Source organism: Corynebacterium mustelae (assembly GCF_001020985.1).
Lineage (GTDB): Bacteria > Actinomycetota > Actinomycetes > Mycobacteriales > Mycobacteriaceae > Corynebacterium > Corynebacterium mustelae.
The window spans coordinates 140766-163499 of sequence record NZ_CP011542.1 but is presented as its reverse complement, the minus strand read 5'-3'; the positions used below and the strand labels follow the sequence as shown (position 1 = coordinate 163499).

Here is a 22734-nt window from a genome sequence, read left to right as displayed (position 1 = left end):
GGCTACTGTGCCGCCTTTTCTGCGGCGGCAAGCAGGATACAGGTGGCTACCCCATCCATCGCTACTTCCAATTCCTCAACTGGCGGCAGCGATGGCGCGAGCCGGATATTGCGGTCATTCGGGTCCTGTTTGAGCGGAAATGCGCTGCCAGCAGCGGTTAAGGCAATGCCTGCTTCTTTGGCCAATTGCACCACCCGGGCGGCAGTGCCGTCGACCACGTCTACCGAAATGAAGTATCCGCCTTCTGGTTTCGTCCAGTAAGCCACACCGTATTCTGACAACCGCTTGTCTAGGATGTCCAGCACTCGGGCGAATTTCGGCGCCAGCGAACCGGCATGCTTGCGCATGAGAATCCGAACCCCTTCTGCGTCGCCGAATAGCTGGGCGTGTGCCAGTTGGTTGATTTTGTTTGGCCCAATTCCACGCACATTGGCGTGCATCTGGTACCACTTGAGGTTCTCAGTAGAAGACGCAAAGAACGACACCCCAGAACCAGCATGAGTGATTTTGGAGGTGGAGGATAAAAACCAGAACCGGTTGGGGTTGCCCGCCTCAGCGGCGAACGCCAGAACATCGTAGACGGGCGGGAAGTCATCGGTAAGGGTGTGTACCGCGTAGGCGTTATCCCACATAATCCGGAAATCCGGCGCAGCCGTCTTAATCGCAGCTAGTTCGCGGCACACTTCCTCGGTGAAGGTTATCCCGGTCGGGTTTCCATACACCGGCACCGTCCACATGCCCTTGACCTGTGGGTCTTTCACCAATTCCCGCACGGTGTCCATGCAGGGGCCAGTTTCGGTCATAGGAACTGGAACCATCTCGAAGCCGAAGTGTTCTGTGATGGTGAAATGTCGATCGTAGCCAGGCACTGGACACAGCCACTTTATTTTTTCTTCTTGGCACCATGGACGCGGTGAATCGTTATTCCCCAACGCATAGGACCAAGCAATCAGGTCGAATTCAATGTTCAAGCTGGAGGCGTCGCCCGCGATCACGTTTTCCACTGGTAGCCCAAGCAGCTTGGCCCAGATTTCCCGAATATCAACAATGCCAGTCAACCCACCATAGTTGCGGCAGTCGGTTCCGTCTTTTGAGGTGTAGTTGTCCCCTGGCAGGGACAGGACGGCATTAGAAAAATCCAGTTGTTCAGAAGAAGGCTTGCCGCGAGTGAGGTCGAGTTTAAGATTTCGGGCCTTAAGCTCGTTGTACTTGGACGTGATCTCCTCACGAAACGCCGCTAATTGGTCAGCATCAAAATCAAGCAGTGACATGTCGTTCACCTTCTTCAAATGGATCAACGTGAAACGGGCACCTAGGCTTTAAGCCTGGTTTAACCCACTTGTCAAAACTCTAGCCGGGGTTATGCACAGGCTGCACTAGAACACGCTATCTCCTACCCCCGGTTGTTCGTCGAAAAGCAAAAACCCTGCCCCGTGCGTCCCTGCTTTTCACACGAACCAACACACTTGCACCCACCATCCGTTAAAAAATCTACGGTTTTTAGGTGGAACGTTTGGCTAAGCGCGATAGGACAACCATCACCGCCGCCAGCAATAACAGCGCCGCGCCTATCACAAACCACCACACCATTCCGATACCGGATTTCTCCGATTGTGTAGGTTGTGCGCTTGGGGTCGCGTTGGTGGTTTGTGCGGCTGTAGCCGGGGCGCCTTCGGTAAATGTTGGGCCTTTGACTTCTTTGCCAACCCGATGGAAATTGATCCGGTATTTCACCGGCTGAAGCTCGGTCGACGCATCGGTATCTCCCACTGTGGCGCTTCGTCCGTTACTGACGAAATCGACCTGCACATAGTGTCGACCACCCAGCCACGCAGAACTGTTGCTTGTAATATTCGCATACGAGATCGGAGTAGTAGTTCCAGTGACGATCTTGGTGCCAATATCCTGAAGCTTCAGTTCATTTTTACCGATAGGGTACCGGCCACCATCTTGGGGTTGCATCAATTGATTACTGACATACACCTCTAGCGCGCGACCCGATTTTTCATGAGTTTCGTCAACTTGGTTGGCACGGGGATCATCCACAACTTCTACGGTGACATCCAGTGCTTGCCCCCAGCCGATCGGGGTTGCGAAATACTGCGTTTCCCCTTCGACGATCTCTGCCTCAACCGTTCCTTCTACCTCTGGGGCATCTGGATCCGGGAAGTTCAACGGCGTGTAGGGGGTCACGTGGCTCAAATCCGCAGGAGCGCCAAGATCAGCGGTTGTACGCTCCTTACTCGGCGTTTTATTGAAATCATCGCCAAGATCGGTGGGTTCCGGAACCGCCGCAAGGAACATGTCAACGTTGTCTGGCGCATCTTTCGTTCTTCCCTCCAGATTAAGCAAATATGACGTATTATCGCAGCCCTTCCCCTCCACTCGGCTAATGATATAGCCCGATATTGGACGTCCACCGGTAGTATTTCCCGCTTCTTCGCGCCATTCATAACACGACGAGTGTTCCTTCGGGAACAAATCCGGGAAATAGGTAAAGGAAGACAAATAGCCGGTTGTGCCCACTTCTGGCACCGCCGTGAACCCCACATGCAGCCGGTGCCCTTTAGGGATCGAGACCTTGGCATAGAAATCCTCAGTATCCTCAGACCTGGTGATAGGCAGTTTCGCGGTTATTCGGTTGGGGTTTGTTAGTGTACCGGGTTCGATGGTGGGCGCATCAGTCTGACTGGTGGAAAACTCCACAGTCTCAGTCGGTAATTGATACCCCACCGCTTTGCGCTTCGTCGCCTGGGTTAGCGTAGCTTTCAGCGACTCCGCATTGGAGGCATCCGCATACGTTCCCCCAGTCACATTCGCCACACACTCCAGCTCCGCCCGCGCAGCATCATCAACCTTAAACCCAATCGTGTGTACCACCAGATCAGTCCCCTGATCCTTCAACTGCTTCGCCACCTCACACACTGGCGGCGGCGCACACGTATCAATCCCATCCGACACCAACACAATCGACCGCGCCCCCTCCTTCGGTAACAACTCATTCGCCTTCAACAACGAATTCCCAATCGGGGTATACCCACGTGGAACCAACCCATCTACATCAGACTTCAATACCCCAACCGGCTTCTCCCCCGGACGGGCAAGCACACTAATATCCTGGCACCCTGCTTCCTTCTCCTCCTCCGAGGAACCCGTACCCGTCCCATAGGTCACCAACCCCAACGGCGAACCATCCGGCACCCCCGACAAAAACCCATCAACCGCCTGCTTCGCCGCATCCATGCGACTCATCCCATCAACATCCATCTCCGTCATCGACCCTGACGCATCCAACACCACCACCGTCGGTTCCAATGTCTTATCAACCCCCACCGCATCCGGTGCCGCTAACCCCACCAGCACCACTGACGCCCCCACACAGATACACCGCCGAAACGACATAACGGATTCCTCTCATAAGCTATCGGCTGCAATGGTTATAATTCCAGACTATAAATCGGAGGTTCTAATCACAATGGATTTATCGCTTCTTAGGCGCAAACCGTCGCACGGATAACCAATAACCATCCCATACAACAGCAACCTACGATGCGACAACATCGCAGGCCTGCAAACGTTTTCAAAGCTAGCCCTTCGGCGCCGACATAACCGCCAGCCACATACTATGACTTTGACCACATATAACGCCCGGCGAAACAAACCCGCCCCGCATTGCCGACCCCCAGCTAGGCCAATCACATAAGCCCGTACATAATAAAGGGACTCCACACACCCGCCAGAGCCCGCTGACCCTTGCTGCATTCCTGCCCTGGGGGAGTTCACGGGATAAACGCCATGCGAAGTCCTGCCCCAAACATTAGTCCACAATCCACATAAAGCCCAATTCCCGCAGTTTAACCCCATAATTTGTAAGTTCCATAGCGCACTGTGTAAAGTTTCCGAGGTACACAAAAGCTTGTTGTACGCTGGAGGATTCGACTAGCGGCCTATGTCACACGCCTGGAACGCGTGCGGGGCGAAAGCCCCTCGTGGGTTCAAATCCCACATCCTCCGCAGAATAAAACCCCACGTTAAGTGGGGTTTTTCGCATTCTATGACACAAATAACCTTCAGCAGCAAGTAACAAATAGAGGTATCTCTATCGATAGTTTTGGTGTGCAACCTACTAAAATTCTCTTCGTCATAAACAGTCTCGAAAGCCGGGGAAATGGCCTCGTGGCATCCGCACGCCAAACAATCGCCGCTCTAAAAGAGCGGGGTTTTGAGGTTCGCACCTTAGCGGCAGGCGGGGATTTCAATTTGCCGGTGTTAAAAGTCCCCTTGTTACAACCACTGATTAGTTCGCAGGGGTATATTTTCGCCAAGACACGTAGAAAAACAGTACGCGAGGCTGTCGCGTGGGCAGATATAGTCCACTTGGAAGAACCCTTCTTATTACAGGCAATGGCCGCGCATTATGCGCAAAAGTTAGACACACAATGTGTGGCGACGTACCATTTGCACCCAGAAAACATGACCGCTTCCGTATATCTTGAACAGTTCAAACCACTCAACCAAATGTTTTTACGACTATGGCAGCGATTTATTTTTGATCGGTGTGCCTGGGTGCAGTGCCCTTCAGAGAATGTGCGGATCCGGCTACAAGAAGCGGGCTTCCGCGCGCCGCTGAAAGTAATTTCCAATGGCGTGAAAATAGAACCGCTGCCTGAGGATTTACCGGAGATTCCCGAGTCGCCAGCTCGGTGGACAGTGATATGTGTCGGTAGATTTTCCCGAGAGAAAGACCAAAAGACACTGCTGCAAGCGATGCGCTACACCAAGGCCAAACACGATATTCAACTAATTTTCGCAGGGCAGGGCCCAACCAAGGAAAGTTTGCAACGCCTATCGCGCGAGCTTATCGACGAAGGTACGTTGCGGCATGCCCCGCAGTTCAAATTTTTCGATTCGCCCACCTTAACCGCCGCAATCACTGCCGCCGATCTTTATATTCACCCGGCTTTTATCGAAGTGGAGGGCATGAGCTGCATGGAAGCATTGCGGTGCGGAGTCACACCGATTATCGCGGAAGCTCCACTGTCAGCGACAAGTCAGTTTGCCATAAGCACCACCCAGTTGTTCCCGGCGCGCAATCCACAAGCATTAGCCAGACGCATCGACGATCTCTTAGGGAACGTCCCGATCGGTACGGAAATTTCACAGCAGTACACCTTTGATAGCTGTGTAGATCAACTCGTGGAGGCCTACCACACGTAAGGTTCCAATGGAATTGTGTGGGCGTCGAAAAGCTCAAGGAGCTGCTGCGGACTGTGGGCGGTATACCCCAAAGAATCCGCGATTCGGGCAAACACATCTTGGGGGTCAAGGTCGCGCAACGTGACGGCACCATCGCGTTTAGCCAAACGCTGCCCGCGGGTGTTAAGCACCAGCGGCACATGCACATATTCGGGGGCAGCAACCCCCAATAAGTGCGCCAAATACCCTTGACGCGGTGCAGAGGACAGGAGATCATCACCACGCACCACCTGGTCAACCCCCTGGTAGGCGTCGTCCACAACCACTGCCAAGTTATAAGCCCAATCAGGTTGCTGACCGCCGCGCCTTAAAATCATGTCGTCAACCTCACCGACGACTCTACCTGCGTAAAAATCAGAAACCTCCCACTGTGACACTTCCGCTCGCAGGCGCAACGCGGGGACGCGGTTGTCGGCGGCGAGTGTGGCGCGTCGTAACGCACGTTCATCCGCATCAAGGTCACGGCACGTTCCTGGATACTGGCCAGGGATGGCGTGTGGGGCGCGGGAGGCGTCCTGGATGTCCTTGCGGGAACAGTAGCATTCGTAGTGCGGTAGCTGTTCCAACGCTTTTTCGTAGGCATCGAACCGATCCGTTTGGTAAAGCACCTCGCCGTCCCACTCCAATCCCAGATCCGCCAGATCTTTCAACTGCCGTTGCGCCGATTCTTCGGAGCTGCGTTGGGTATCGATATTTTCCACCCGCATATAAAAATTCCGGCCGCTAGACCTGGCAAACAACCACGCCAAGGTGGCGGTTCGGAGGTTGCCAAAATGCAGGTCGCCGCTGGGACTGGGGGCATACCGGCCCGCACCACTTGTGCTTTCGGTTAACGCTTCTACCATGCATCCATCGTAGAATCTTCCGCATGAGTCGTTATATTCCGGTACGCAACAGTGCCTACCCAATCCTTTTGGCGCTGTTTGTGGCTATCTTTCTAATTTCTAATATCACATCAACCAAAGGGGTAATGATTGGCCCATTGGTAACAGATGGCGCGTTCTTCCTCTTCCCCGCCGCCTATGTTATTGGTGATGTTATCGGCGAATGTTATGGGTTCAAGGCGGCCCGGCGCGCCATTTGGACTGGGTTTTTCGTAACCCTGATCGCCGTAGCCGCATTTTATATCGCTATCGCCCTGCCAGCGGCGGATTTCTACGAGGGACAGGACGCATTCGCGGCGACGTTGGGGCTGGTGCCGCGGATCGTTCTCGCGTCCTTGGCGGGCTACGCCGTGGGGCAATTGTTAAACGCTTGGACGCTTACCCGCATGAAAGATCGAAACGCAGGCAAGCTGTGGCAGCGGCTTCTCAGTTCAACCGTGGTGGGTGAGTTCGGCGATACTTTGATTTTCTGCCTCATCGCCGCACCGGTTATCGGGATTACAACTGTTTCCGACACCGTGAATTTTGTAGTGGTCGGCTTCTTATGGAAAACCGCAGTCGAGGTGCTCGTTATGCCGATTACGTTCCAAGTGATTAAGTGGGTAGAAAAGAAGGAAAACTTCGGCGAGGTTGCGTAAAACCTCACCGCTTTTCGACGCCACAAGCTACTCGAAAATTTTCGAGTAGCTTTCGAGTAGCCCCATCATCGCAGCTCATGGCCATGTTCTACTGGAAACCGGAGTTTCGAGTAGGTTTCGAGTAGAACACAAGTCCCTTATTTTAGAGGCGGCTTTATTCGCCACACAGCGCGTGGATCTTTAGGGCTTTTGCCCTCCCACGCGATCAAGCCTTTATCCCGTAACGCCGCTAACACCCGGCGCGCGGTGGGCACACTCAACTTGGCAATAGCCGCCACTTCGCTCGTGCCCAACGGTTGCTGACTACTTCCCAACGCAGCCAGAACTGTGTCAGCATTAGTCGGCAGTTCCGCCAACATTGCATCATTTATTCGCCGTTGGGCGCGTAACGTCAAAATGACATTTCCGTTTTGGCTATACACCGGTTCCGCAAGACCAACTTGATGCATTTCAAAAAACATTCGTTTAATACCCTCACCCAGTTCTTGCCCGATGCGAAGCTCAGCAGCGATACGGGCTATTGACGGGTTCCTGGCAAAACGAGCGATCGATAATGGCTTGCGTGGATCCGCTAGTCCAGGGAATCGGCCAGGGCTGGATACCTCAATCCTGTCTGGATAAATCTCAAAACGAATGTGGTCGCCAATCATGCTGTACGACCGGTGGACGACGGCATTAACCAGCCCCTCTAACCAAACATCACGAGGAATAACGCTCTGCCATTCAAAGTTTCCGTTAGCTGACAATCGTTTGACTTTTGGCAAAAGCTCATCAATGCGCGCTGCAGCATCTGCGACTTGTTCTTCCAAGGTGCCTTCAAACCGTTCGTCGAAAAGCAATTGCTGCGAAACTCCCGGCAACCGATCACTATCACCCCACCGCAGCACCCGAATATAGGCATTAAGAAAATATCGTTGTGGATTTTTGCCAAAACATAGAATCGCCGCAACGGTGGGTTTTCCCTCACGGGTAAGCAGGCTTCGCGCATTAAGTACCGAGTCGACGGAAGATGCCCCGATCACTGTGGCGAACGCTGCTAGTTTTTTGTCATCTAAATCGTCACGTTCAGCGGTGGGAGCTGGAGTAACGTCAAATTGTTGTTCCCCCTTGGAATACCGTAACTCCAAGATCTGATCAGTGCGTAATTGCTTAGTTTCGTCCCCGACTCGCAAAAAGCACTCGCCATTCTTTAAAGAATGCACACGGTCACTTGCCTCAATCTCACACACAAATATTTGCGCAGGTTTGCCATCAGGCGTCGTTGTTTCAATGACATTAATACGGGCCGGAACGGTAGGGTCACAAAAATCAAACGTCGCTTGCCTGATTTCATTTTCCTGCGCGATTGTGGGTAGGCCCTCTGGCTGTCGGTTACTCACGCCTACCGCAACTACCCCGCCTTCGGCATTTGCCATAGCTACAAAGGCTTTCGCTAAGTCTTTCCCTTTGATACGGAAAGACTTCCGCTCTAACCACTGCGATTCTCCGGTCTCACATAACGCTTGAATGTCACCGTTAAACATATCGTCATTCTACTCGAAAATTTTTCGAGTAGATTTCGAGTAGCCTCATCATCACAGCTCATGGCCATGTTCTACTCGAAACCGGATTTTCGAGTAGGTTTCGAGTTAGTTCTTTTTAGCGTAGTAACGGCCCATGAATTCGGCTTTGTAGTCCTCGTAATAGCCGCCGTCAATAGCGGCGCGGATGTTATCAACCAGCCGCACCATAAAGGTGACATTATGCATGGTGCATAACGTTCCAGCGAGGAATTCCTTTGCTTTAAGCAAATGATGAATATATGCGCGGGAATAGTTCTCGGAGACGTAACCGCCGAACTCTTCATCCACACCGGTGAAATCACGTTTGAAACGCGCATTCAGAAGATTCATTCGGCCATCTAGCGTGTATACGCCACCTCGCCGCCCCAGCCGGGTCGGTGCCACACAGTCGAAAGTATCCGCACCCGCCTCAATGGCGGTGAAAAGGTCATCTGGCTCCGAGATACCCAGAAGGTGCCGCGGCTTTTCTTTCGGCAACTCATCGCACACCCAACCAACGATGGTGCCTAGGTTTTCTTTCTCTAACGCACCACCAATTCCGAAACCACCGAAGCCGCGTTTGCCCTCCGCCTCCGCTTGGTCGGATAGCTGAATGAGGCCCCGGGTGGCTTGGCGACGCAAATCCTCGTACTGAGCGCCTTGCACCACACCCCACAAGGATTGCAGTGGTTTGTCGGCGCGTTCCCGGGTAAGCCGATCGTGTTCATCAAGGCACCGCTTCGCCCACCGATGGGTACGGTCCACGGACTGTTCCTGATATAACCGAGTATCGACAAGCGTGGTTAATTCATCAAAGGCAAACATGATATCGGCACCCAATTTATGCTGAATCTGCATGGAGATTTCTGGCGTGAATCGGTGTTTAGAACCATCAACCACGCTGCGGAAATCAACGCCTTCTTCATCCACCTTGGCATAGCGATCTTTGTGCCGAGCACGGATATCGCCCTCAGTCAGCCCAGCGGTGTCCATTGCTAGAACTTTTTTAAATCCCACCCCAAGGCTCATCACCTGAAAACCACCAGAATCGGTGTAGGTTGGCCCATCCCAATTCTCGAACGCAGCCACCCCGCCCGCTTCATCAACAATGTCAGGACCTGGTTGCAGATAAAGGTGATAGGCGTTGGACAACACCGCCTGCGCACCCGTTTCCTTCACCTGCTCTGGGGTAAGTGTTTTCACCGTTGCTTTCGTCCCAACCGGAATAAACGCCGGAGTGTGGATATCACCGTGAGGGGTATGAATCGTGCCGGTACGTCCATGTTTTCCCGGCCCTGGCTCCAGTTCGGTTTTAAGACTAAAAGTTGTGTCAACGTGTGATTCCATGCCGGTTAGTGTAACCCGCTATCGCTATCCTGGGTAAATACCGCGCCAATCTTCTTGGCACTCGCCGCCCGAACCGGCTCAGTATGGATCACCCGTGGCTTGACCAATTCAGGGTGATTCCGGGCGAATTCCTCCTCCAATTTTGCACCCTCGACATCGAGACGCGGCAGGATCTTATCCAACCACTTAGGCATCCACCAGGTTGCGTGCCCGGTTAAAAACATAGCGGCTGGCACAAATGCCATGCGCACCAAGAATGCGTCGAAAAATACGCCAGCGCCCAAGGCGAAACCGAAAATCTTGATAAACGGAATCGGCTGCCCAATAAACGCGATAAACACCGCGATCATAATCAACGCCGCCGCAGTCACCACCCGTGCCCCTTTGGCAAATCCGTGAATAACGGAAGCCTCGGTGCCGTTGTATTTACCCTCACCCTGGCTGCCGGAATGTGTGTAATGCTCACGCATCGCCGAGACCAAAAACACCTGATAGTCCATCGCCAAACCGAAACACACGCCGATGAGGAAGATCGGCAAGAACGCGATGATCGGTGCCGGAGTACCCACCACACCCCACAGGCCCTGTTGCCAAAACAGCACCGTGACACCAAAAGCCGCCCCCACGGACAACAGAAAACCAACACCAGCAATTATCGGGACCAGCACACTTCGGAAAATAATCAGCAGGAGCACAATCGCCAGGCCAACCACAATGGAAAGATACAGCGGCATAGCATTACTTAAGCGATTAACCACATCCTGCTGCACCGGAACCAAACCAGTAATACCAGAATCAACCCCGGTTGCAGCGGTGACTTCCTTTTCCTTAATTCGAAGCGCAGAAATCAATTGATTAGTAGCAGGATCAATATTCGCCTTATCCGTTGTCAACAACATTTGGGCGGCATACCCATCGTCGGAAACACCAATCAATTGCACATGGCGAACATCTTGAGTTGCGGAGAACTTCTGCACCACATGCATATAGGAGGCAAAGGCGGCCGCCTTATTGCGATCAAATTCCGCCGCAGGGTCCAACGGTTGCTGCGCCCGGATCAACGGTTCTAATGCTTTGGAATCAGGATTGACATCATGGGCGTCCACCACCACCAAAAACTGGGCGTCCGCGCCGGGACCGAAACCCTCATATAAGATATCGGCCATCTTTCGCTGTGTGGTTTCTTTTGGCGACTGACCATCAGAAGGTAACGAAAGATGCAGTTGACCAGCGGGAATTGTTAACGCACCCAGCCCAAAGACCACAATGGCAATCACGAGTGCGGGTGCTTTATGTATAAGCTTGACCCACCGCTCCCCCATGGGGTTGGTACGGCTGCGGTGCGTGATCGCTTTGATCTCTCCCTTAAATACCCGGTGTCCAAGCACTCCTAGAATCGCTGGCAGTAACGTCAGTGCGATTACGACGGCGATAAATACGGTAAACGCAGCGGCCATTCCCATATAAGTCAAGAATGCGATATCGGCCACAACCAACGCCACCAACGCAATGATGACAGTTAGCCCGGCGAATACCACCGCTGATCCTGCAGTCCCTACCGCCATTCCTGCCGCTTCTTCCCTGCCCATTCGGGATAATTCGTGCCGGTAGCGGAAGAGAATAAACAGGGCGTAGTCCACACCAACAGCCAAACCAAGCATCACTGCTAATACCGGAGTGATGTTGTTTAACGGCACCCACGCGGTTGCTAGTGTTACGGATAAGGAACCTATTGCCACACTGATAACCGCTGTGATCAGTGGCAATCCCGCCGCAACCATTGATCCGAAGGTGAGCACAAGAATAATCGCAGCCACCGCAAGGCCAATAATTTCGGAGGTTTCCTCGATAACGATCGGGTCGCCGTACGCGGGGCCACCGGCCTCAACTTCCAGCCCGGCAGCGCGCCCTAAGTCCATCGCGTCTGCGATGACTTCGCGTTGCTGTTTAGTTACGTCGGCTGGAATAGGGACGTCGATGCTAAACGTCGTAAAGCCAATGTTGCCTTCGGGGCTAATCAGACTGAGATTATCTGCATCTTTTTTAGCTACTTCTTCTGGTAATCCCTGACTGGTGGCAGTATCGAATACGAACCGCTGAAGCTCTGGACTTATCTTCACTGGATTACCAAAGCGCTGAGTGTCGGTAAGCCCCTCCAGATTATTTTCAATATGGCCAATAACCTGATCAATGGCCGCGCTATTATCTGGGTCCTCTAATTTTTCCCCCGCCGGGGCTTTGAACGCAATGGTCACTCCTGTGGACTCGATGGGTGATTTTGTCCCGGGAAAGTTCTTCAGCAATAGGTGCGTTGCTTTTTGGGCTTGCGTTCCGTTGATAGTAAAGATGTCGTTATAGCCACCCTGGAAAGCAAAGGCTGAACCACCGATCGCTGCCAGCATGAGCACCCACACCACGATAACAATCCATTTGGCGCGATAACACCAGCGGCCTAGGCGGTACAGCAACTTCGCCACGTCGAAGCGCCCCTTTCTCCCACAGTCGTTAAGCTAAACATAAATAACCGATTAAAAAATTATCGATTGCGTGCCCACCATGCTACTACCTTATGGCGCAATGTTTAGACCGTTGGTTGAAGCACTACCGCTTTTCGACGCCGCCACTGCCGCAACCCCTCACCGCCGTAGTGCCGCAACCACTGGGTACTGCAAAAACACCACTAGTTCAATCACGAAGCAATCGGAGCGATCGTTCCGTTTCTGTCGAAAACAAAAAGCATGCGCTGTACAATCAATCAAAAACGGAGCGATCATTCCGGAAGGATAGCGGTGATGGACATCAACGAGATTGCAGCAACACTACGTGATAAACGGAAATTAACTCGCCTAACACAAGCTGAAATAGCCGCTTACGCTGGCGTTTCTGAAAGGTTTGTCCGGGAAGCAGAGAAAGGAAAAGCGACACTTCGCCTGGACAAACTACTCGCACTCATCAATGCCTTGGGACTAACCCTCACCATTAACCAACAAGTTCCTGGCTACCTCAGGAAGGATGCGTAAATGAATAACCAAGCATTCGTCTTTGTGTCCGATGTATTAGCAGCTACCCTCACCCGAACAAATCTTGGAATCGAATTCAAATATTTGTCCGATTATGACGGTCAACCCATAGCTACTACCCTTCCCGTGGAAACGAACCCCCAACTCTACAAAGGCGGTGCGCTGCCCCCATTTTTTACCGGCCTTCTACCAGAAGGACGACGACTATCAACACTCAAACGACAGCTCAAGGCATCGGCCGATGACGAGCTGAGTTTATTGCTTGGGGTCGGTACTGCCCCAGTTGGCAATGTAAGGATTCTGCCAACCGAAAAAATACCACCATTACCGTCACCACTATTTACAATCACCGCCGACGATGAGAATGTGGATTTCTCCGCAGTATTATCGCATTCCCAAATACCTGACCCGTTTGCAATCGCTGGGGCGCAAGACAAAGCATCAGCACGAACCATTGCCATTCCGGTTAAATCACAGGATGCAGATGCAATTTTAAAACTGTCACCGCCAGAGTATCCGCAACTAGTGGAAAATGAATACACCTGCATTGAGACCGTAACTGCATATTCCCATAAGCTTCGCCACGAGCTTGTTAACGCACGCATAATCCATGACAAGACCGGGCGTTCCGGATTACTGGTAAGTCGTTTCGATTCCTATGGTGGTCATCGCGTTCCAGTCGAAGATGGAGCCCAAATTCTAGGCATCTACCCAGCAGACAAATATAACGTTTCCTATGAAGAAATAGCCTTTGGGCTCGCCCAAGTAAGCGCAACACCAATCGTGGCTCTTCGATCTGTTGCTCTTCAAGTCGCATTAGCTTGGCTTAGCGGTAACGGCGATCTTCATGCCAAAAATTTCTCCCTCTACAACAAAGGAAACGGATTTGAGCCAACCCCTATATATGACATTCCTTCCACTCTCATCTATGGCGACAACGATCTTGCACTTAGTGTCGGCGGCAGTCGAAAAGGGCTTAGCAAAAAACGTTTCCTTACTTTTGGAAAAACCATCGGGCTGCCGGAAATAATAGTGAACCAGGTTGCCGAAGCTGCCCTTGATGCCACGGAACAACTGGCAGAGAACCTACTAGCAAACCTTTCCCTAACCACTAGACAGCGACGGGATATTCCAAGAATTTTACATAGCCGCAGGAAGGCATGGTTATAAAAACCATCAATTGACGCTTAAGACATCACTGACAACCAATCAAGCACACTCACTGACAACAAAACCTAGAACCTGGTATCGCTGACTTTTCAAAAACAGAAACACGGGTCATGCCAACCATGTAGCGATCGATGACTACAACGGCGATGTGTGGGCTTATGACCTGAGTTGCACAGTGGTTTGTGGTTTTGGTGGGTTTGGTTGTGGGTGAGCTGGGGTTTTAGGGTGTTTTTTGGGTTTTTGTCGTACTAATTTGGTGGGTTTTTTGGGCTTGTTAGTCTTGTTGTGTGGTGCGGATTAGGAAAGTTAGGACTGCTAGCGGTGCGACTGCCGTGCAGATCGTGCGGGATGTGCATCGCCGAACTGTGGTGGATTATCATGTCGGTTCTGCCCATAACGAGATTGAACTTCACGCTTTACTCAAAAAAGCGCGTGATCTGCTTTACGCTGATCAGCTTGAGTTAGATCTTGAGTTACCAGTGGCAGGTGATACCGAAGACTCGTTGACGGTGGAGTCGATGACTGCTCGCGTATTATTGGATGTTTTTGCTTGTGCGTGGTCGACGCTTGGTTTTGATGCGATCTATCCGGTGGATTCTGTTTTTGCCCGCACTGTTTTTGCACGTGTAGTCCAGCCTTCTTCGAAGTCACAAGTACCCATGGTGCTTCAACGGTTAGGGTTACCTGCTGTTCATCGCAACACGGTTTCAGCTGCAGTGAAAACAGCTTTTGATGAGGATAAGTACAGTGCGTTTTCCCGAGCATGTTTTGATTTCAGCCTGGCACGTGGCACAGTAGCGTGGGTGCTTTATGACGTTACGACGTTGTATTTTGAAGCAGATCGTGAAGACGATTTACGTAAAGTGGGGTACTCGAAAGAGCGTCGTATCGATCCACAGGTTGTTGTGGGACTGCTTGTTGATAGCCGTGGACTTCCCTTGGAAATTTCCTGCTTCGAGGGAAACAAAGCAGAAGCACTCACCATGATTGATGTACTGAATAGCTTTCGCAGGCGGCATAACGTGGAAAATATCATTGTTGTCGCCGATGCTGGCATGATTTCTGCGGACAACTGCAATCATCTAGAAGCGCTTGGGTTTCAATTCATTATCGGGGCAAGAATGTCCAAAGCTCCCTACAAGATGGATATGCCCATCAATGAGACAGGACACGCTATTGATGATGGGCATATCGTCGAATCAACGAAAACAATGGGCCCTAGCACAACTCACCGAACCACACGGCGAATGGTCTGTCAGTATTCACACAAGCGATTTGCCAACGACAAGCACACTCTTGCCAAGCAACGTCAACGTGCTGAAGAAATCGTCACAGGAACGCGGAAACAAAAACGGGCACGGTTTGTTACCCACACCAGCGGCCGTTGTGAGTTCAACACTGATGATTTTGAAAAAGCGTCACAACTAGCAGGCTGGAAAGGATACATCACCAACATCTCGGCCGAGGACATGTCAGGTGAACAAATCATTGCAACATATCATGACCTATACGAAGTGGAACGAAGTTTCCGAATGGCAAAAAGCGACCTTCAAGCCAGGCCAATGTACGTACGGAAAGAAGATTCCATCCGCGCCCACCTAAATCTCGTCTTTGTCGCCCTAGCCGTCGCACGTTTCCTACAAGATCTCACCGGATTCAGTCGACAAAAAATCATCAACATCCTCGAACCCTTACGAGACGTAACCATCAACACACCCCACGGCCCGATAACCATCCCCACAAAAATCACACCAGAAGCCCAAGAAATCCTCAACAAAATGTCGTACTAAAACTGTGCAAGTCAGGATGACTACAACGGCGATGTGTGGGCTTATGAGATAGTTACATTTCTGTTCTAGGGTTCACTGATTGATAGTTGACAGGGTCTGTAGCGACATCGTTGACATATGAATAGTCTTCATCAAAACCACACGGCCGCCCGCTAATAGCATTCACCACGGCCACACCGCGAAATTGACCACAGAACCCAGCAGGGTTCGTTATTTCGGTGCGGAAGCCGTGAAACCAGAGACGCTACCTTCTCTTAACGCACCGACACGCCACAAACGCCTCGTTGCCGACTGCTAGGACGTGCTCTAAAAACGAATGCGAACCCCCATCCAACACGAACCCCTTGACACAAAAAACCGGTGATGGTTCCTATTCCAGAACACCAATCACCGGTTATGTCCACCATGTCGCGACTGATGACAATGGCGGTGGCGGCGGGATTTGAACCCGCGGTTGGGGGTTACCCAACACTCGCTTTCGAGGCGAGCACCTTCGGCCGCTCGGACACGCCACCGTTTGAAAATCCTAGGTGATGGGGCGAAATGGGGCAAATCCCCATGCCAGACCCATCACCGATTGCAAACGATGACAACCTTTAAGCGGTTTAGGCGTCGTCCTTCTTGAAGGAACCAATCACCTTGTTGGCTACGTCCTTGACGGCTTCGCCAGCGTCGTGAACAGCGTCTTTAATGTGTTCGCCTGCGTTTTCCACAGCGGAACGAACATCAGATTTCACCTGATCTGCCTTGCCTTCGTTTTCGAGGCTTTCGTTTCCGGTAAGGTCGCCAGCGGTTTCCTTTGCCTTGCCTTTGAGGTCGTCGAAGGTATTTTCAATGTCACCCATTGGTAACTCCTTATGTTTTATTTGGTGTACTTACATCAGCCCACACTACCGAAAACTGGTGTGGCGTGGGGCACAGCAACTTTGTAGCTACCGCAAACCCGTGAAGAAATCTGCCAAGAGAGCTGCGCATTCATCCGCCAAAACTCCGCCAAGCACTTCAGGTGAATGTAATACCTGCCTATCGCGTACGACGTCGAAAACGGAGCCGCATGCGCCTGTTTTGGGTTCAAATGCACCGAACACAAGACGCTTTAACCGAGACCCCACTATAGCCCCAGCGCACATGGTGCACGGTTCAAGGGTAACCACAAGGGTGCAATCAGTAAGCCGCCATCCATCGTTGTGGTTGCAAGCAGCCTCGCGGATAGCCATGATTTCCGCATGGGCTGTGGGGTCGTTGTCTGTTTCCCGACGATTCGTACCCGTGCCAATTATCTCACCGGCTGGGTTAAGAACGATCGCCCCAACCGGGATGTCGCCGGTTGGGGTAGTGCGCGCCACCGCGATTGCCTCGTGCATCAGCTGCGCCGCTTGAACCTGAAAAGCTGGTCGCGGCAGGGCCGGGGGGCGTCGAAAAGCAGGCGTGTCCACCGACTAATCCAACTTCGCCGCGCGATTGAGCTCTTCCTCGAACCCTAATTCCTCAGCGAGCCGCTGGAGCTGTTCCGAAGCCCACCACTCCGTTTCATCGCAAATAATGCTCAACACCTGCTCCCCCACCCCAAGATCGGCCAAAATATCAAAGTCGCCTTCCGGCCACCCCTCCGTGTCGGCAAATTCTTCTTCCGAAATATCTGGGATCTCCACCCCTATTTCTTCCAAAATCATGGCGGCGAAGTCATCCACTGCCGCCATGGACGCATCTGAGAGGAACAGTCGAGTCCCCGTTGGCGCTGGACGCACGATCACAAAATACTCATCATCGACACACAGTAACGCAAACGCAGCAGACTCGGCACGCAAATTACGCACCGCCTGAACAGAGGTGTCCAGCGACGAAAACTTATCTTTGAATGGCCGGACTTCCCACGAACCATCGCCGCGGGTAACAGTTACTGCAAAATTACGCTCCATACCGAATAACCGTAGTCGTTATGTGTCACACTTGTCAGGTGAGCATCAATGAAATTTCCCGCCCTGTCTGCATTCTCGGCCTCGGATTGATCGGGGGGTCGCTTCTTCGTGCGCTAATCGACGAAGGTGTGATCGCCTACGGCTTCAACCGTTCCCCCTCCGCCGCCCGCGCCGCCGCGAAAGAAGGCTACGACGTTAGCGATAATTTAATCGAAACACTAACCCGGGCCGAAGCCGACAACGCACTCATCGTCTTGGCTACCCCCATGCCCGCCATTGATTCCCTGCTTGAAACCATCAATGAGCACGCACCTAGCTGCGGCTTTACCGATGTAGTAAGCGTCAAAGGTGAAGTCTATGACCTCGTTAGAGCACGCAACATGCAAGCACGCTACGTCGGCGGACACCCCATGGCAGGTACCGCTAATTCCGGCTGGGAAGCCTCCAACCCAGAACTATTCCGGCGCGCAGTCTGGGTAGTCACCTTCGACCATGCCGCAGACAAAGAAGATGAATTAGAAGAAGACTGGATTAGCCTGTGGGTAGATGTAGTTCATATGGCCACCAAGGTAGGTGCTGAAGTCATACCCGCCCGGATACAACAACATGATGCAGCCGTCGCACGGGTGAGCCACCTCCCCCACATCTTCGCCGAGACACTGGCAATCATCGGCGATAACGGTGGCGCACTCGCACTCTCCCTTGCCGCTGGCAGCTTCCGCGACGCCACCCGGGTCGCAGGCTCCGCGCCGTCGCTTGTGCGCGCAATGTGCGAAACCAATAGCGTGGCGCTTCTCGACGCCCTCGACGAAGCGCTCTCCTTACTTAACGACGCCCGAGCCAACCTTATACAAACCCACCCGTCCTTGGAAGAACTCGTTGATAATGGCTACAGATCCCGCATTCGATTCGAAGCCCGCTCCGGGTTAAACGTCGAACAATCCGTCAGCCCCACCCCCGTATCCAACCGGCCAGTGTTTCGCCTGCACCCCGGCGCAGATGGTTGGGTGCGTCAACTTATACAAGCAGAAAGCCTCGGGGCTCGGATTGAAGTGCTGTGGGAAAATGGGAAGGGGTAACGGCGTTAAACCCGCTTAACGCGGGTTTTCGTTCCGTGAGAACTTAAGCCTTAGACACCGACCGAGTTTTTAACTCCAGAGAATCCGCCGACTTAGCATTTTAGCTACTCCTTTTCGTTGCAAGAATCTGATCCTGTTAGCTGAAAACCAAATTTTGGGCGAGGGTAGAGCTGAAAGTAGCGTTCTGGATCGACCTGGAGCAACCGGATGCGATCTGAATACAAGGCGTCTATAGATTTGAAAACATCACTCATCGAGCTTCACCTTTCTCATAGTGATGTTCTCCACTATCACATACTTTTGAAGAGTAGATCGTGGATTTCCCAATCTGTTCCTTCAGTGTTCCCTGCGAGAAGCAACAACCTGCAACAATATCATTGGTGCTATGTGCGGTTTAGGCATGAGGAAACCCCAGGTTATTGTAGGTTTGACCTGGGGTTTTAAGTGTGCGCCCGGAGGGATTCGAACCCCCAACCTTCTGATCCGTAGTCAGATGCTCTATCCGTTGAGCTACGGGCGCTTAGGTTGCTGTGCAACAAGAAAGAACAATACACTCGTTACACAGTTTTGGCAAAATCCCATTTAGATTGGCATTTTAGCCGTCGAAAAGCGAGGGTGCCGCCGCTAGCCTAACACCATGCCGAATACTGGAACCGCCAAGAAGTAGGTGGCGATCGTAACCAAGACAACACCAATGATATTGAGCCAGACACCGCCTTTGATCATGTCGCCGATTTTCACGAAACCAGAGCCGTAGGCAATAGCGTTCGGCGGGGTGGCGACCGGAAGCATAAAGGCACAAGTGGCAGACAGCGCGACCGGGATGGTCAGGAGGAGAATGTTTTGATCCCCGTTTTGCGCCAAACCAAGGCCAATGGCGACACCCGCCATGATGGGCAGGAATGTTGCGGCAGTAGCGGTGTTGGAGGTGAACTCAGTAAGTATCAATACAAGTGCAGCAATAGCGAAGATGAGCAGGATCAATGGCAGCGCGCCGAGGCCTTTAGCCAGTTCACCAATCCACAACGAAAGACCAGAGTCGGAGAACATTTTCGATAGGGCGAGGCCGCCACCGAAGAGCAGCAACACATCCCATGGAAGTTCGTTGGCTGTCTTCCAGTCCATGATGCGTACGCCGGTTTTCACATCGGCGGGCACGATGAACATGAGCATTGCGGCGGTAAGTCCGATAGCTGCGTCGCTGACTTCGATCTTCCATCCGAGTTTGTCAATGATGAGTGGAACAAAAACCCATGCCAGTGCGGCACCGGCAAAGATGATGGCGGTGAGGGTTTCGCCAATTCCCATCTTGCCCATTTTTTGCAGTTCGGCGCGGATCAATTCCCTGCCACCGGGGATGGAGCTGATTTCTGGCTTGAAGATGGTCACCAAGGCGAACCATGCGATAGCCATGTAGAGTACCGCCAAGGGAACGCCGACGATCATCCATTGGGCAAATCCGATATGGATGTCGTGAGATTCTGCCATGTAGGCAACCAGCATGGTGTTTGGTGGTGTACCAATGATTGTGCCCAGCGAGCCGATGGAGGCAGCATACGCGATGGCGAGCATCAGGCCAGTTGCGAAACGTTTTTGATTACGCATTCCGCCAACGGTTTCGGCGGTAAGTTGTAGCACAGAGACACCAATGGGCAGCATCACGACAGCTGTTGCCGTGTTGGAGACCCACATGGATAGGAAGCCAGTGGCGATCATGAAACCAGCCACCAATTGCTTTGGTTTGGTTCCGACAAGGAGCACCACATTAAGCGCGAGACGTCTGTGCAGGTTCCATCGTTGCATGCCCAGGGCAAGGATGAACCCACCCATGAATAGGAAAATCGTGGGTGATGCGTATGGCGCGGCTATATCCTTGAACGAGATAACCTGCGACAGCGGGAACGCGATAAGCGGCACTAGCGCCGTGGCGGCCAGTGGGATAGCTTCCGTCATCCACCACACACCCATGAGTACGGCGACTGCTGCTGTTATCCGCAGTGCTTCATAGGTGACATCAAGTTCCGGGTCGGCTTTGGCGACAACGTCGACCGCCCCGGCAGGAAATACAAGATAGATCACTAGCGCTAAGCCAAGTCCAATAATTAGACCAGCTATTTGGCGGCGCCATTCGGAAACATCACGAATCTCGGCATCTTCGGCAAGTGCGTGCGATGAGGATTCGTGGGTAATTGGGGTACTCATGATCGTAGCCTTCGGTTTGGGATACACAGCTTCCCGCAACAGCCTCACATTCAAGAAAGGCTGTTATTGAAAACCCATTTCTTCCTTAGCGTACCCATAAACTCACAATTCCCACAGCATAAATATGGTTTTGTGCCCCTACTTTTACGCCAATTCGCACCATTATTGAGATTACCTGCGGCCGAATTTATACCAAGCATTAAGTCACCTACCCCCATTAAGGGGCACATGCAGGGGTGATCTAGTCGTCTTCATCGGTAGCCTTCTTTCAATGTTTAAAACACCGGGCAAACCGCAAGATAACCCTGGTAGCTAGAGTTGGAGTTCACGCTAACGCACGTTATAGCCATTAGGGTTCAGTTTCCTCGACTCAAAGCCGTGAAAGAGAAATCGATAAAATTTAAACCCGTCTCGCAAGAATTAACGAAACGGGTTTAGGTGCGGAGACGAGAGGATTTGAACCTCCGGTCCTTCGTTAAAAGGACAACTCATTAGCAGTGAGCCCCATTCGGCCGCTCTGGCACGTCTCCAACAAGATTCATTTTGAATCCCGCCCAATATTACTCAATCCAGCGCCTAGTTCCAAATGTCGACAAAAACGACGGTATTAACGCTTCGGGCTGGTAACAAAGTGGTTAGGATATGTTGCATGAATGCGCCGTTTATTCGCCCTGATATCGACACCATTGCCTCGTATGTTCCCGGCAAGCGATGGCCTGATGCGATCAAATTATCAAGCAATGAGGTAACCCATCCACCGCTTCCGGCAGCGGTATCCGCAATGTCTGAGGCTGCGGGTCAGGCTAACCGCTATCCCGATATGGCAGCGACAGAGTTAGTCACCGCACTTGCAGAGCAGCTGGGGGTTGAACCATCACAGGTTGCGGTGGGCTGCGGCTCATCGGCTTTATGTCAGCAATTGGTTCAAATTACTGCAGGGCCGGGAGATGAGGTTATCTTTCCGTGGCGCAGCTTTGAGGCTTACCCGATTTTTACCCAGGTGACTGGTGCGACACCGGTGCCAGTACCGCTTGACGACGCCGGGCGTAACAATTTGGTTGCTATGGCAGCCGCCGTTACGGAACATACCCGACTGATTTTCGTCTGCAACCCAAATAATCCCACCGGCACTGTCGTGAGCGAGTCTGATTTTCTTGAATTTATGGCACAGGTACCCAAACACATCATTGTGGCTTTAGATGAGGCGTATTTCGAGTATGTGCGAGCTGACGATACCCCCATTGCGACAGAACTGATTGGCCGATTCGATAACCTCGTGGGATTGCGAACGTTTTCTAAAGCTTATGGTCTTGCTGGTGTTCGGGTTGGGTACGCATTTGGAAATCCGTCGGTGATCGAAGCGCTGAATAAAGTGGCGTTACCGTTTGGGGTAAACGCTGTGGCGCAGGCAGGTGCGATCGCTAGTTTGAACGCCTGCGATGAGTTGTTAGAACGCACCGATGAGGTAATCAAGCAACGCGACCGAATGGCTACCCAACTCAAGACAGCTCCATCGGAGGCGAATTTCGTGTGGCTACCGTTGCCAGAAGCACAGTCGGTTGCGGCACAGCTGGCAGAAGCGGGGGTAATTGTGCGGGCTTTTGATGAGGGGCTCCGGATCACTGTAACCAATCAAGCCGAGTCCGATACGTTGTTAGCCGCCTGGGAATCGCTGCGTTAGAAAACCGTGAAAGCCATGAGTGTACTTGTGCTCACTCATGGCTTTCAATCTGCGGAGATAGAGGGATTTGAACCCCCGGTAGGTTTCCCTACGCTGGTTTTCAAGACCAGTGCATTCGGCCGCTCTGCCATATCTCCAGATGTCTGTTTTGCAACGGACTTTTAAGAGTGTAGCGCATTCCACCCGATTTTCACCTAACGTGGGTGG

At 52.3% G+C, this 22734-nt stretch carries 18 protein-coding genes, 5 tRNA genes and 1 other RNA gene; 9 read left to right on the top strand and 15 right to left on the bottom strand.

Translation table 11 applies throughout. The annotated features are described in order from the left end of the window. Nucleotides 1-2: 2 nt before the first annotated feature. From CMUST_RS00775 to ffs, 3 genes are all read right to left on the bottom strand, one after another. A complete protein-coding gene (locus CMUST_RS00775) occupies nucleotides 3-1271 on the bottom strand; it encodes an aminotransferase class I/II-fold pyridoxal phosphate-dependent enzyme (protein ID WP_047260914.1) in 1269 nt (422 codons plus the stop codon). A gap of 229 nt (nucleotides 1272-1500) precedes the next feature. Then, entirely contained in the window at nucleotides 1501-3402 is a 1902-nt protein-coding gene (locus CMUST_RS00770) for a vWA domain-containing protein (RefSeq protein WP_047260913.1), read from the bottom strand. A gap of 311 nt (nucleotides 3403-3713) precedes the next feature. Continuing rightward, nucleotides 3714-3810: signal recognition particle sRNA small type (gene ffs / locus CMUST_RS16260), an RNA gene on the bottom strand. 118 nt (nucleotides 3811-3928) lie between these two features. On the opposite strand from ffs, the gene CMUST_RS00765 reads away from it, so the two are divergent. Both CMUST_RS00765 and CMUST_RS00760 read left to right on the top strand, forming a co-directional pair. Beyond that, nucleotides 3929-4014, top strand: a tRNA-Ser gene (locus tag CMUST_RS00765). Nucleotides 4015-4176: 162 nt separating this feature from the next. Next, the gene (locus tag CMUST_RS00760) at nucleotides 4177-5217 is read left to right on the top strand and encodes a glycosyltransferase (RefSeq protein ID WP_201779212.1); all 1041 of its coding nucleotides are present in this window, start codon (nucleotides 4177-4179) and stop codon (nucleotides 5215-5217) included. On the opposite strand, the gene gluQRS is transcribed toward CMUST_RS00760, so the two are convergent. After that, nucleotides 5205-6101, bottom strand: coding sequence for a tRNA glutamyl-Q(34) synthetase GluQRS (gene gluQRS / locus CMUST_RS00755; protein ID WP_047260912.1), 897 nt, complete (start codon nucleotides 6099-6101; stop codon nucleotides 5205-5207). The genes CMUST_RS00760 and gluQRS overlap by 13 nt on opposite strands. 23 nt (nucleotides 6102-6124) lie before the next feature. Here gluQRS and CMUST_RS00750 point away from each other — a divergent pair, with 23 nt between their 5' ends. Beyond that, the gene (locus tag CMUST_RS00750; RefSeq protein WP_047260911.1) at nucleotides 6125-6778 is read left to right on the top strand and encodes a queuosine precursor transporter; all 654 of its coding nucleotides are present in this window, start codon (nucleotides 6125-6127) and stop codon (nucleotides 6776-6778) included. 137 nt (nucleotides 6779-6915) lie between these two features. Here the strand turns inward: CMUST_RS00750 and CMUST_RS00745 are convergent, their stop codons facing one another. The 3 genes from CMUST_RS00745 to CMUST_RS00735 form a co-directional block, all read right to left on the bottom strand. Beyond that, complete coding sequence (locus CMUST_RS00745; protein ID WP_047260910.1) at nucleotides 6916-8301, bottom strand: ATP-binding protein; 1386 nt, start codon at nucleotides 8299-8301, stop codon at nucleotides 6916-6918. Between the two features lie 105 nt (nucleotides 8302-8406). Next, complete coding sequence (gene tgt / locus CMUST_RS00740) at nucleotides 8407-9666, bottom strand: tRNA guanosine(34) transglycosylase Tgt (protein WP_047260909.1); 1260 nt, start codon at nucleotides 9664-9666, stop codon at nucleotides 8407-8409. A 5-nt stretch (nucleotides 9667-9671) separates the two neighbouring features. Continuing rightward, the gene (locus CMUST_RS00735) at nucleotides 9672-12143 is read right to left on the bottom strand and encodes an MMPL family transporter (protein ID WP_083987378.1); all 2472 of its coding nucleotides are present in this window, start codon (nucleotides 12141-12143) and stop codon (nucleotides 9672-9674) included. Between the two features lie 100 nt (nucleotides 12144-12243). On the opposite strand from CMUST_RS00735, the gene CMUST_RS00730 reads away from it, so the two are divergent. From CMUST_RS00730 to CMUST_RS00715, 4 genes are all read left to right on the top strand, one after another. After that, nucleotides 12244-12453, top strand: coding sequence for a hypothetical protein (locus tag CMUST_RS00730; protein ID WP_047260908.1), 210 nt, complete (start codon nucleotides 12244-12246; stop codon nucleotides 12451-12453). A 5-nt stretch (nucleotides 12454-12458) separates the two neighbouring features. Continuing rightward, nucleotides 12459-12686: a type II toxin-antitoxin system Y4mF family antitoxin gene (locus CMUST_RS00725; protein ID WP_047260907.1), complete on the top strand. Its 228-nt coding sequence runs from the start codon at nucleotides 12459-12461 to the stop codon at nucleotides 12684-12686. After that, nucleotides 12687-13856, top strand: coding sequence for a type II toxin-antitoxin system HipA family toxin (locus tag CMUST_RS00720; RefSeq protein WP_047260906.1), 1170 nt, complete (start codon nucleotides 12687-12689; stop codon nucleotides 13854-13856). A gap of 332 nt (nucleotides 13857-14188) precedes the next feature. Next, nucleotides 14189-15646: an IS1634 family transposase gene (locus CMUST_RS00715; protein WP_052844452.1), complete on the top strand. Its 1458-nt coding sequence runs from the start codon at nucleotides 14189-14191 to the stop codon at nucleotides 15644-15646. A gap of 424 nt (nucleotides 15647-16070) precedes the next feature. Here the strand turns inward: CMUST_RS00715 and CMUST_RS00710 are convergent. The 4 genes from CMUST_RS00710 to CMUST_RS00695 form a co-directional block, all read right to left on the bottom strand. Further along, nucleotides 16071-16161: transfer RNA gene (locus CMUST_RS00710), tRNA-Ser, on the bottom strand. 90 nt (nucleotides 16162-16251) lie between these two features. After that, a complete protein-coding gene (locus CMUST_RS00705) occupies nucleotides 16252-16491 on the bottom strand; it encodes a CsbD family protein (protein WP_047260905.1) in 240 nt (79 codons plus the stop codon). An 87-nt stretch (nucleotides 16492-16578) separates the two neighbouring features. Further along, nucleotides 16579-17010 (bottom strand): nucleoside deaminase, encoded by a 432-nt coding sequence (locus tag CMUST_RS00700; protein WP_047263243.1) that lies wholly within the window; start codon nucleotides 17008-17010, stop codon nucleotides 16579-16581. Nucleotides 17011-17085: 75 nt separating this feature from the next. Next, the gene (locus tag CMUST_RS00695; RefSeq protein WP_047260904.1) at nucleotides 17086-17565 is read right to left on the bottom strand and encodes a tRNA adenosine deaminase-associated protein; all 480 of its coding nucleotides are present in this window, start codon (nucleotides 17563-17565) and stop codon (nucleotides 17086-17088) included. Between the two features lie 38 nt (nucleotides 17566-17603). Between CMUST_RS00695 and CMUST_RS00690 the strand changes: the two genes are divergently transcribed. Beyond that, nucleotides 17604-18644, top strand: coding sequence for a prephenate dehydrogenase (locus CMUST_RS00690; RefSeq protein WP_047260903.1), 1041 nt, complete (start codon nucleotides 17604-17606; stop codon nucleotides 18642-18644). 447 nt (nucleotides 18645-19091) lie between these two features. On the opposite strand, the gene CMUST_RS00685 is transcribed toward CMUST_RS00690, so the two are convergent. The 3 genes from CMUST_RS00685 to CMUST_RS00675 all read right to left on the bottom strand — a co-directional run bounded on the left by CMUST_RS00685 (nucleotide 19092) and on the right by CMUST_RS00675 (nucleotide 21376). Further along, nucleotides 19092-19164 (bottom strand) — tRNA-Arg (locus CMUST_RS00685). A gap of 104 nt (nucleotides 19165-19268) precedes the next feature. Next, nucleotides 19269-20846 (bottom strand): SLC13 family permease, encoded by a 1578-nt coding sequence (locus tag CMUST_RS00680; protein WP_047263242.1) that lies wholly within the window; start codon nucleotides 20844-20846, stop codon nucleotides 19269-19271. Between the two features lie 441 nt (nucleotides 20847-21287). Further along, nucleotides 21288-21376: transfer RNA gene (locus CMUST_RS00675), tRNA-Ser, on the bottom strand. Between the two features lie 119 nt (nucleotides 21377-21495). Between CMUST_RS00675 and hisC the strand changes: the two genes are divergently transcribed. Then, complete coding sequence (gene hisC, locus CMUST_RS00670) at nucleotides 21496-22527, top strand: histidinol-phosphate transaminase (RefSeq protein WP_047260902.1); 1032 nt, start codon at nucleotides 21496-21498, stop codon at nucleotides 22525-22527. 52 nt (nucleotides 22528-22579) lie between these two features. On the opposite strand, the gene CMUST_RS00665 is transcribed toward hisC, so the two are convergent. Beyond that, nucleotides 22580-22664: transfer RNA gene (locus CMUST_RS00665), tRNA-Ser, on the bottom strand. Nucleotides 22665-22734: the final 70 nt, after the last annotated feature.

Excerpts from the sequence above, each read along its gene's own strand:
- CMUST_RS00775 (WP_047260914.1), bottom strand. The coding sequence starts at position 1,271 with ATGTCACTGCTTGATTTTGATGCTGACCAATTAGCGGCGTTTCGTGAG.
- CMUST_RS00770 (WP_047260913.1), bottom strand. The coding sequence starts at position 3,402 with ATGTCGTTTCGGCGGTGTATCTGTGTGGGGGCGTCAGTGGTGCTGGTG.
- gluQRS (WP_047260912.1), bottom strand. The coding sequence starts at position 6,101 with ATGGTAGAAGCGTTAACCGAAAGCACAAGTGGTGCGGGCCGGTATGCC.
- CMUST_RS00750 (WP_047260911.1), top strand. The coding sequence starts at position 6,125 with ATGAGTCGTTATATTCCGGTACGCAACAGTGCCTACCCAATCCTTTTG.
- CMUST_RS00745 (WP_047260910.1), bottom strand. The coding sequence starts at position 8,301 with ATGTTTAACGGTGACATTCAAGCGTTATGTGAGACCGGAGAATCGCAG.
- tgt (WP_047260909.1), bottom strand. The coding sequence starts at position 9,666 with ATGGAATCACACGTTGACACAACTTTTAGTCTTAAAACCGAACTGGAG.
- CMUST_RS00730 (WP_047260908.1), top strand. The coding sequence starts at position 12,244 with ATGTTTAGACCGTTGGTTGAAGCACTACCGCTTTTCGACGCCGCCACT.
- CMUST_RS00725 (WP_047260907.1), top strand. The coding sequence starts at position 12,459 with ATGGACATCAACGAGATTGCAGCAACACTACGTGATAAACGGAAATTA.
- CMUST_RS00720 (WP_047260906.1), top strand. The coding sequence starts at position 12,687 with ATGAATAACCAAGCATTCGTCTTTGTGTCCGATGTATTAGCAGCTACC.
- CMUST_RS00705 (WP_047260905.1), bottom strand. The coding sequence starts at position 16,491 with ATGGGTGACATTGAAAATACCTTCGACGACCTCAAAGGCAAGGCAAAG.
- CMUST_RS00700 (WP_047263243.1), bottom strand. The coding sequence starts at position 17,010 with ATGCACGAGGCAATCGCGGTGGCGCGCACTACCCCAACCGGCGACATC.
- CMUST_RS00695 (WP_047260904.1), bottom strand. The coding sequence starts at position 17,565 with ATGGAGCGTAATTTTGCAGTAACTGTTACCCGCGGCGATGGTTCGTGG.
- CMUST_RS00680 (WP_047263242.1), bottom strand. The coding sequence starts at position 20,846 with ATGAGTACCCCAATTACCCACGAATCCTCATCGCACGCACTTGCCGAA.
- hisC (WP_047260902.1), top strand. The coding sequence starts at position 21,496 with ATGAATGCGCCGTTTATTCGCCCTGATATCGACACCATTGCCTCGTAT.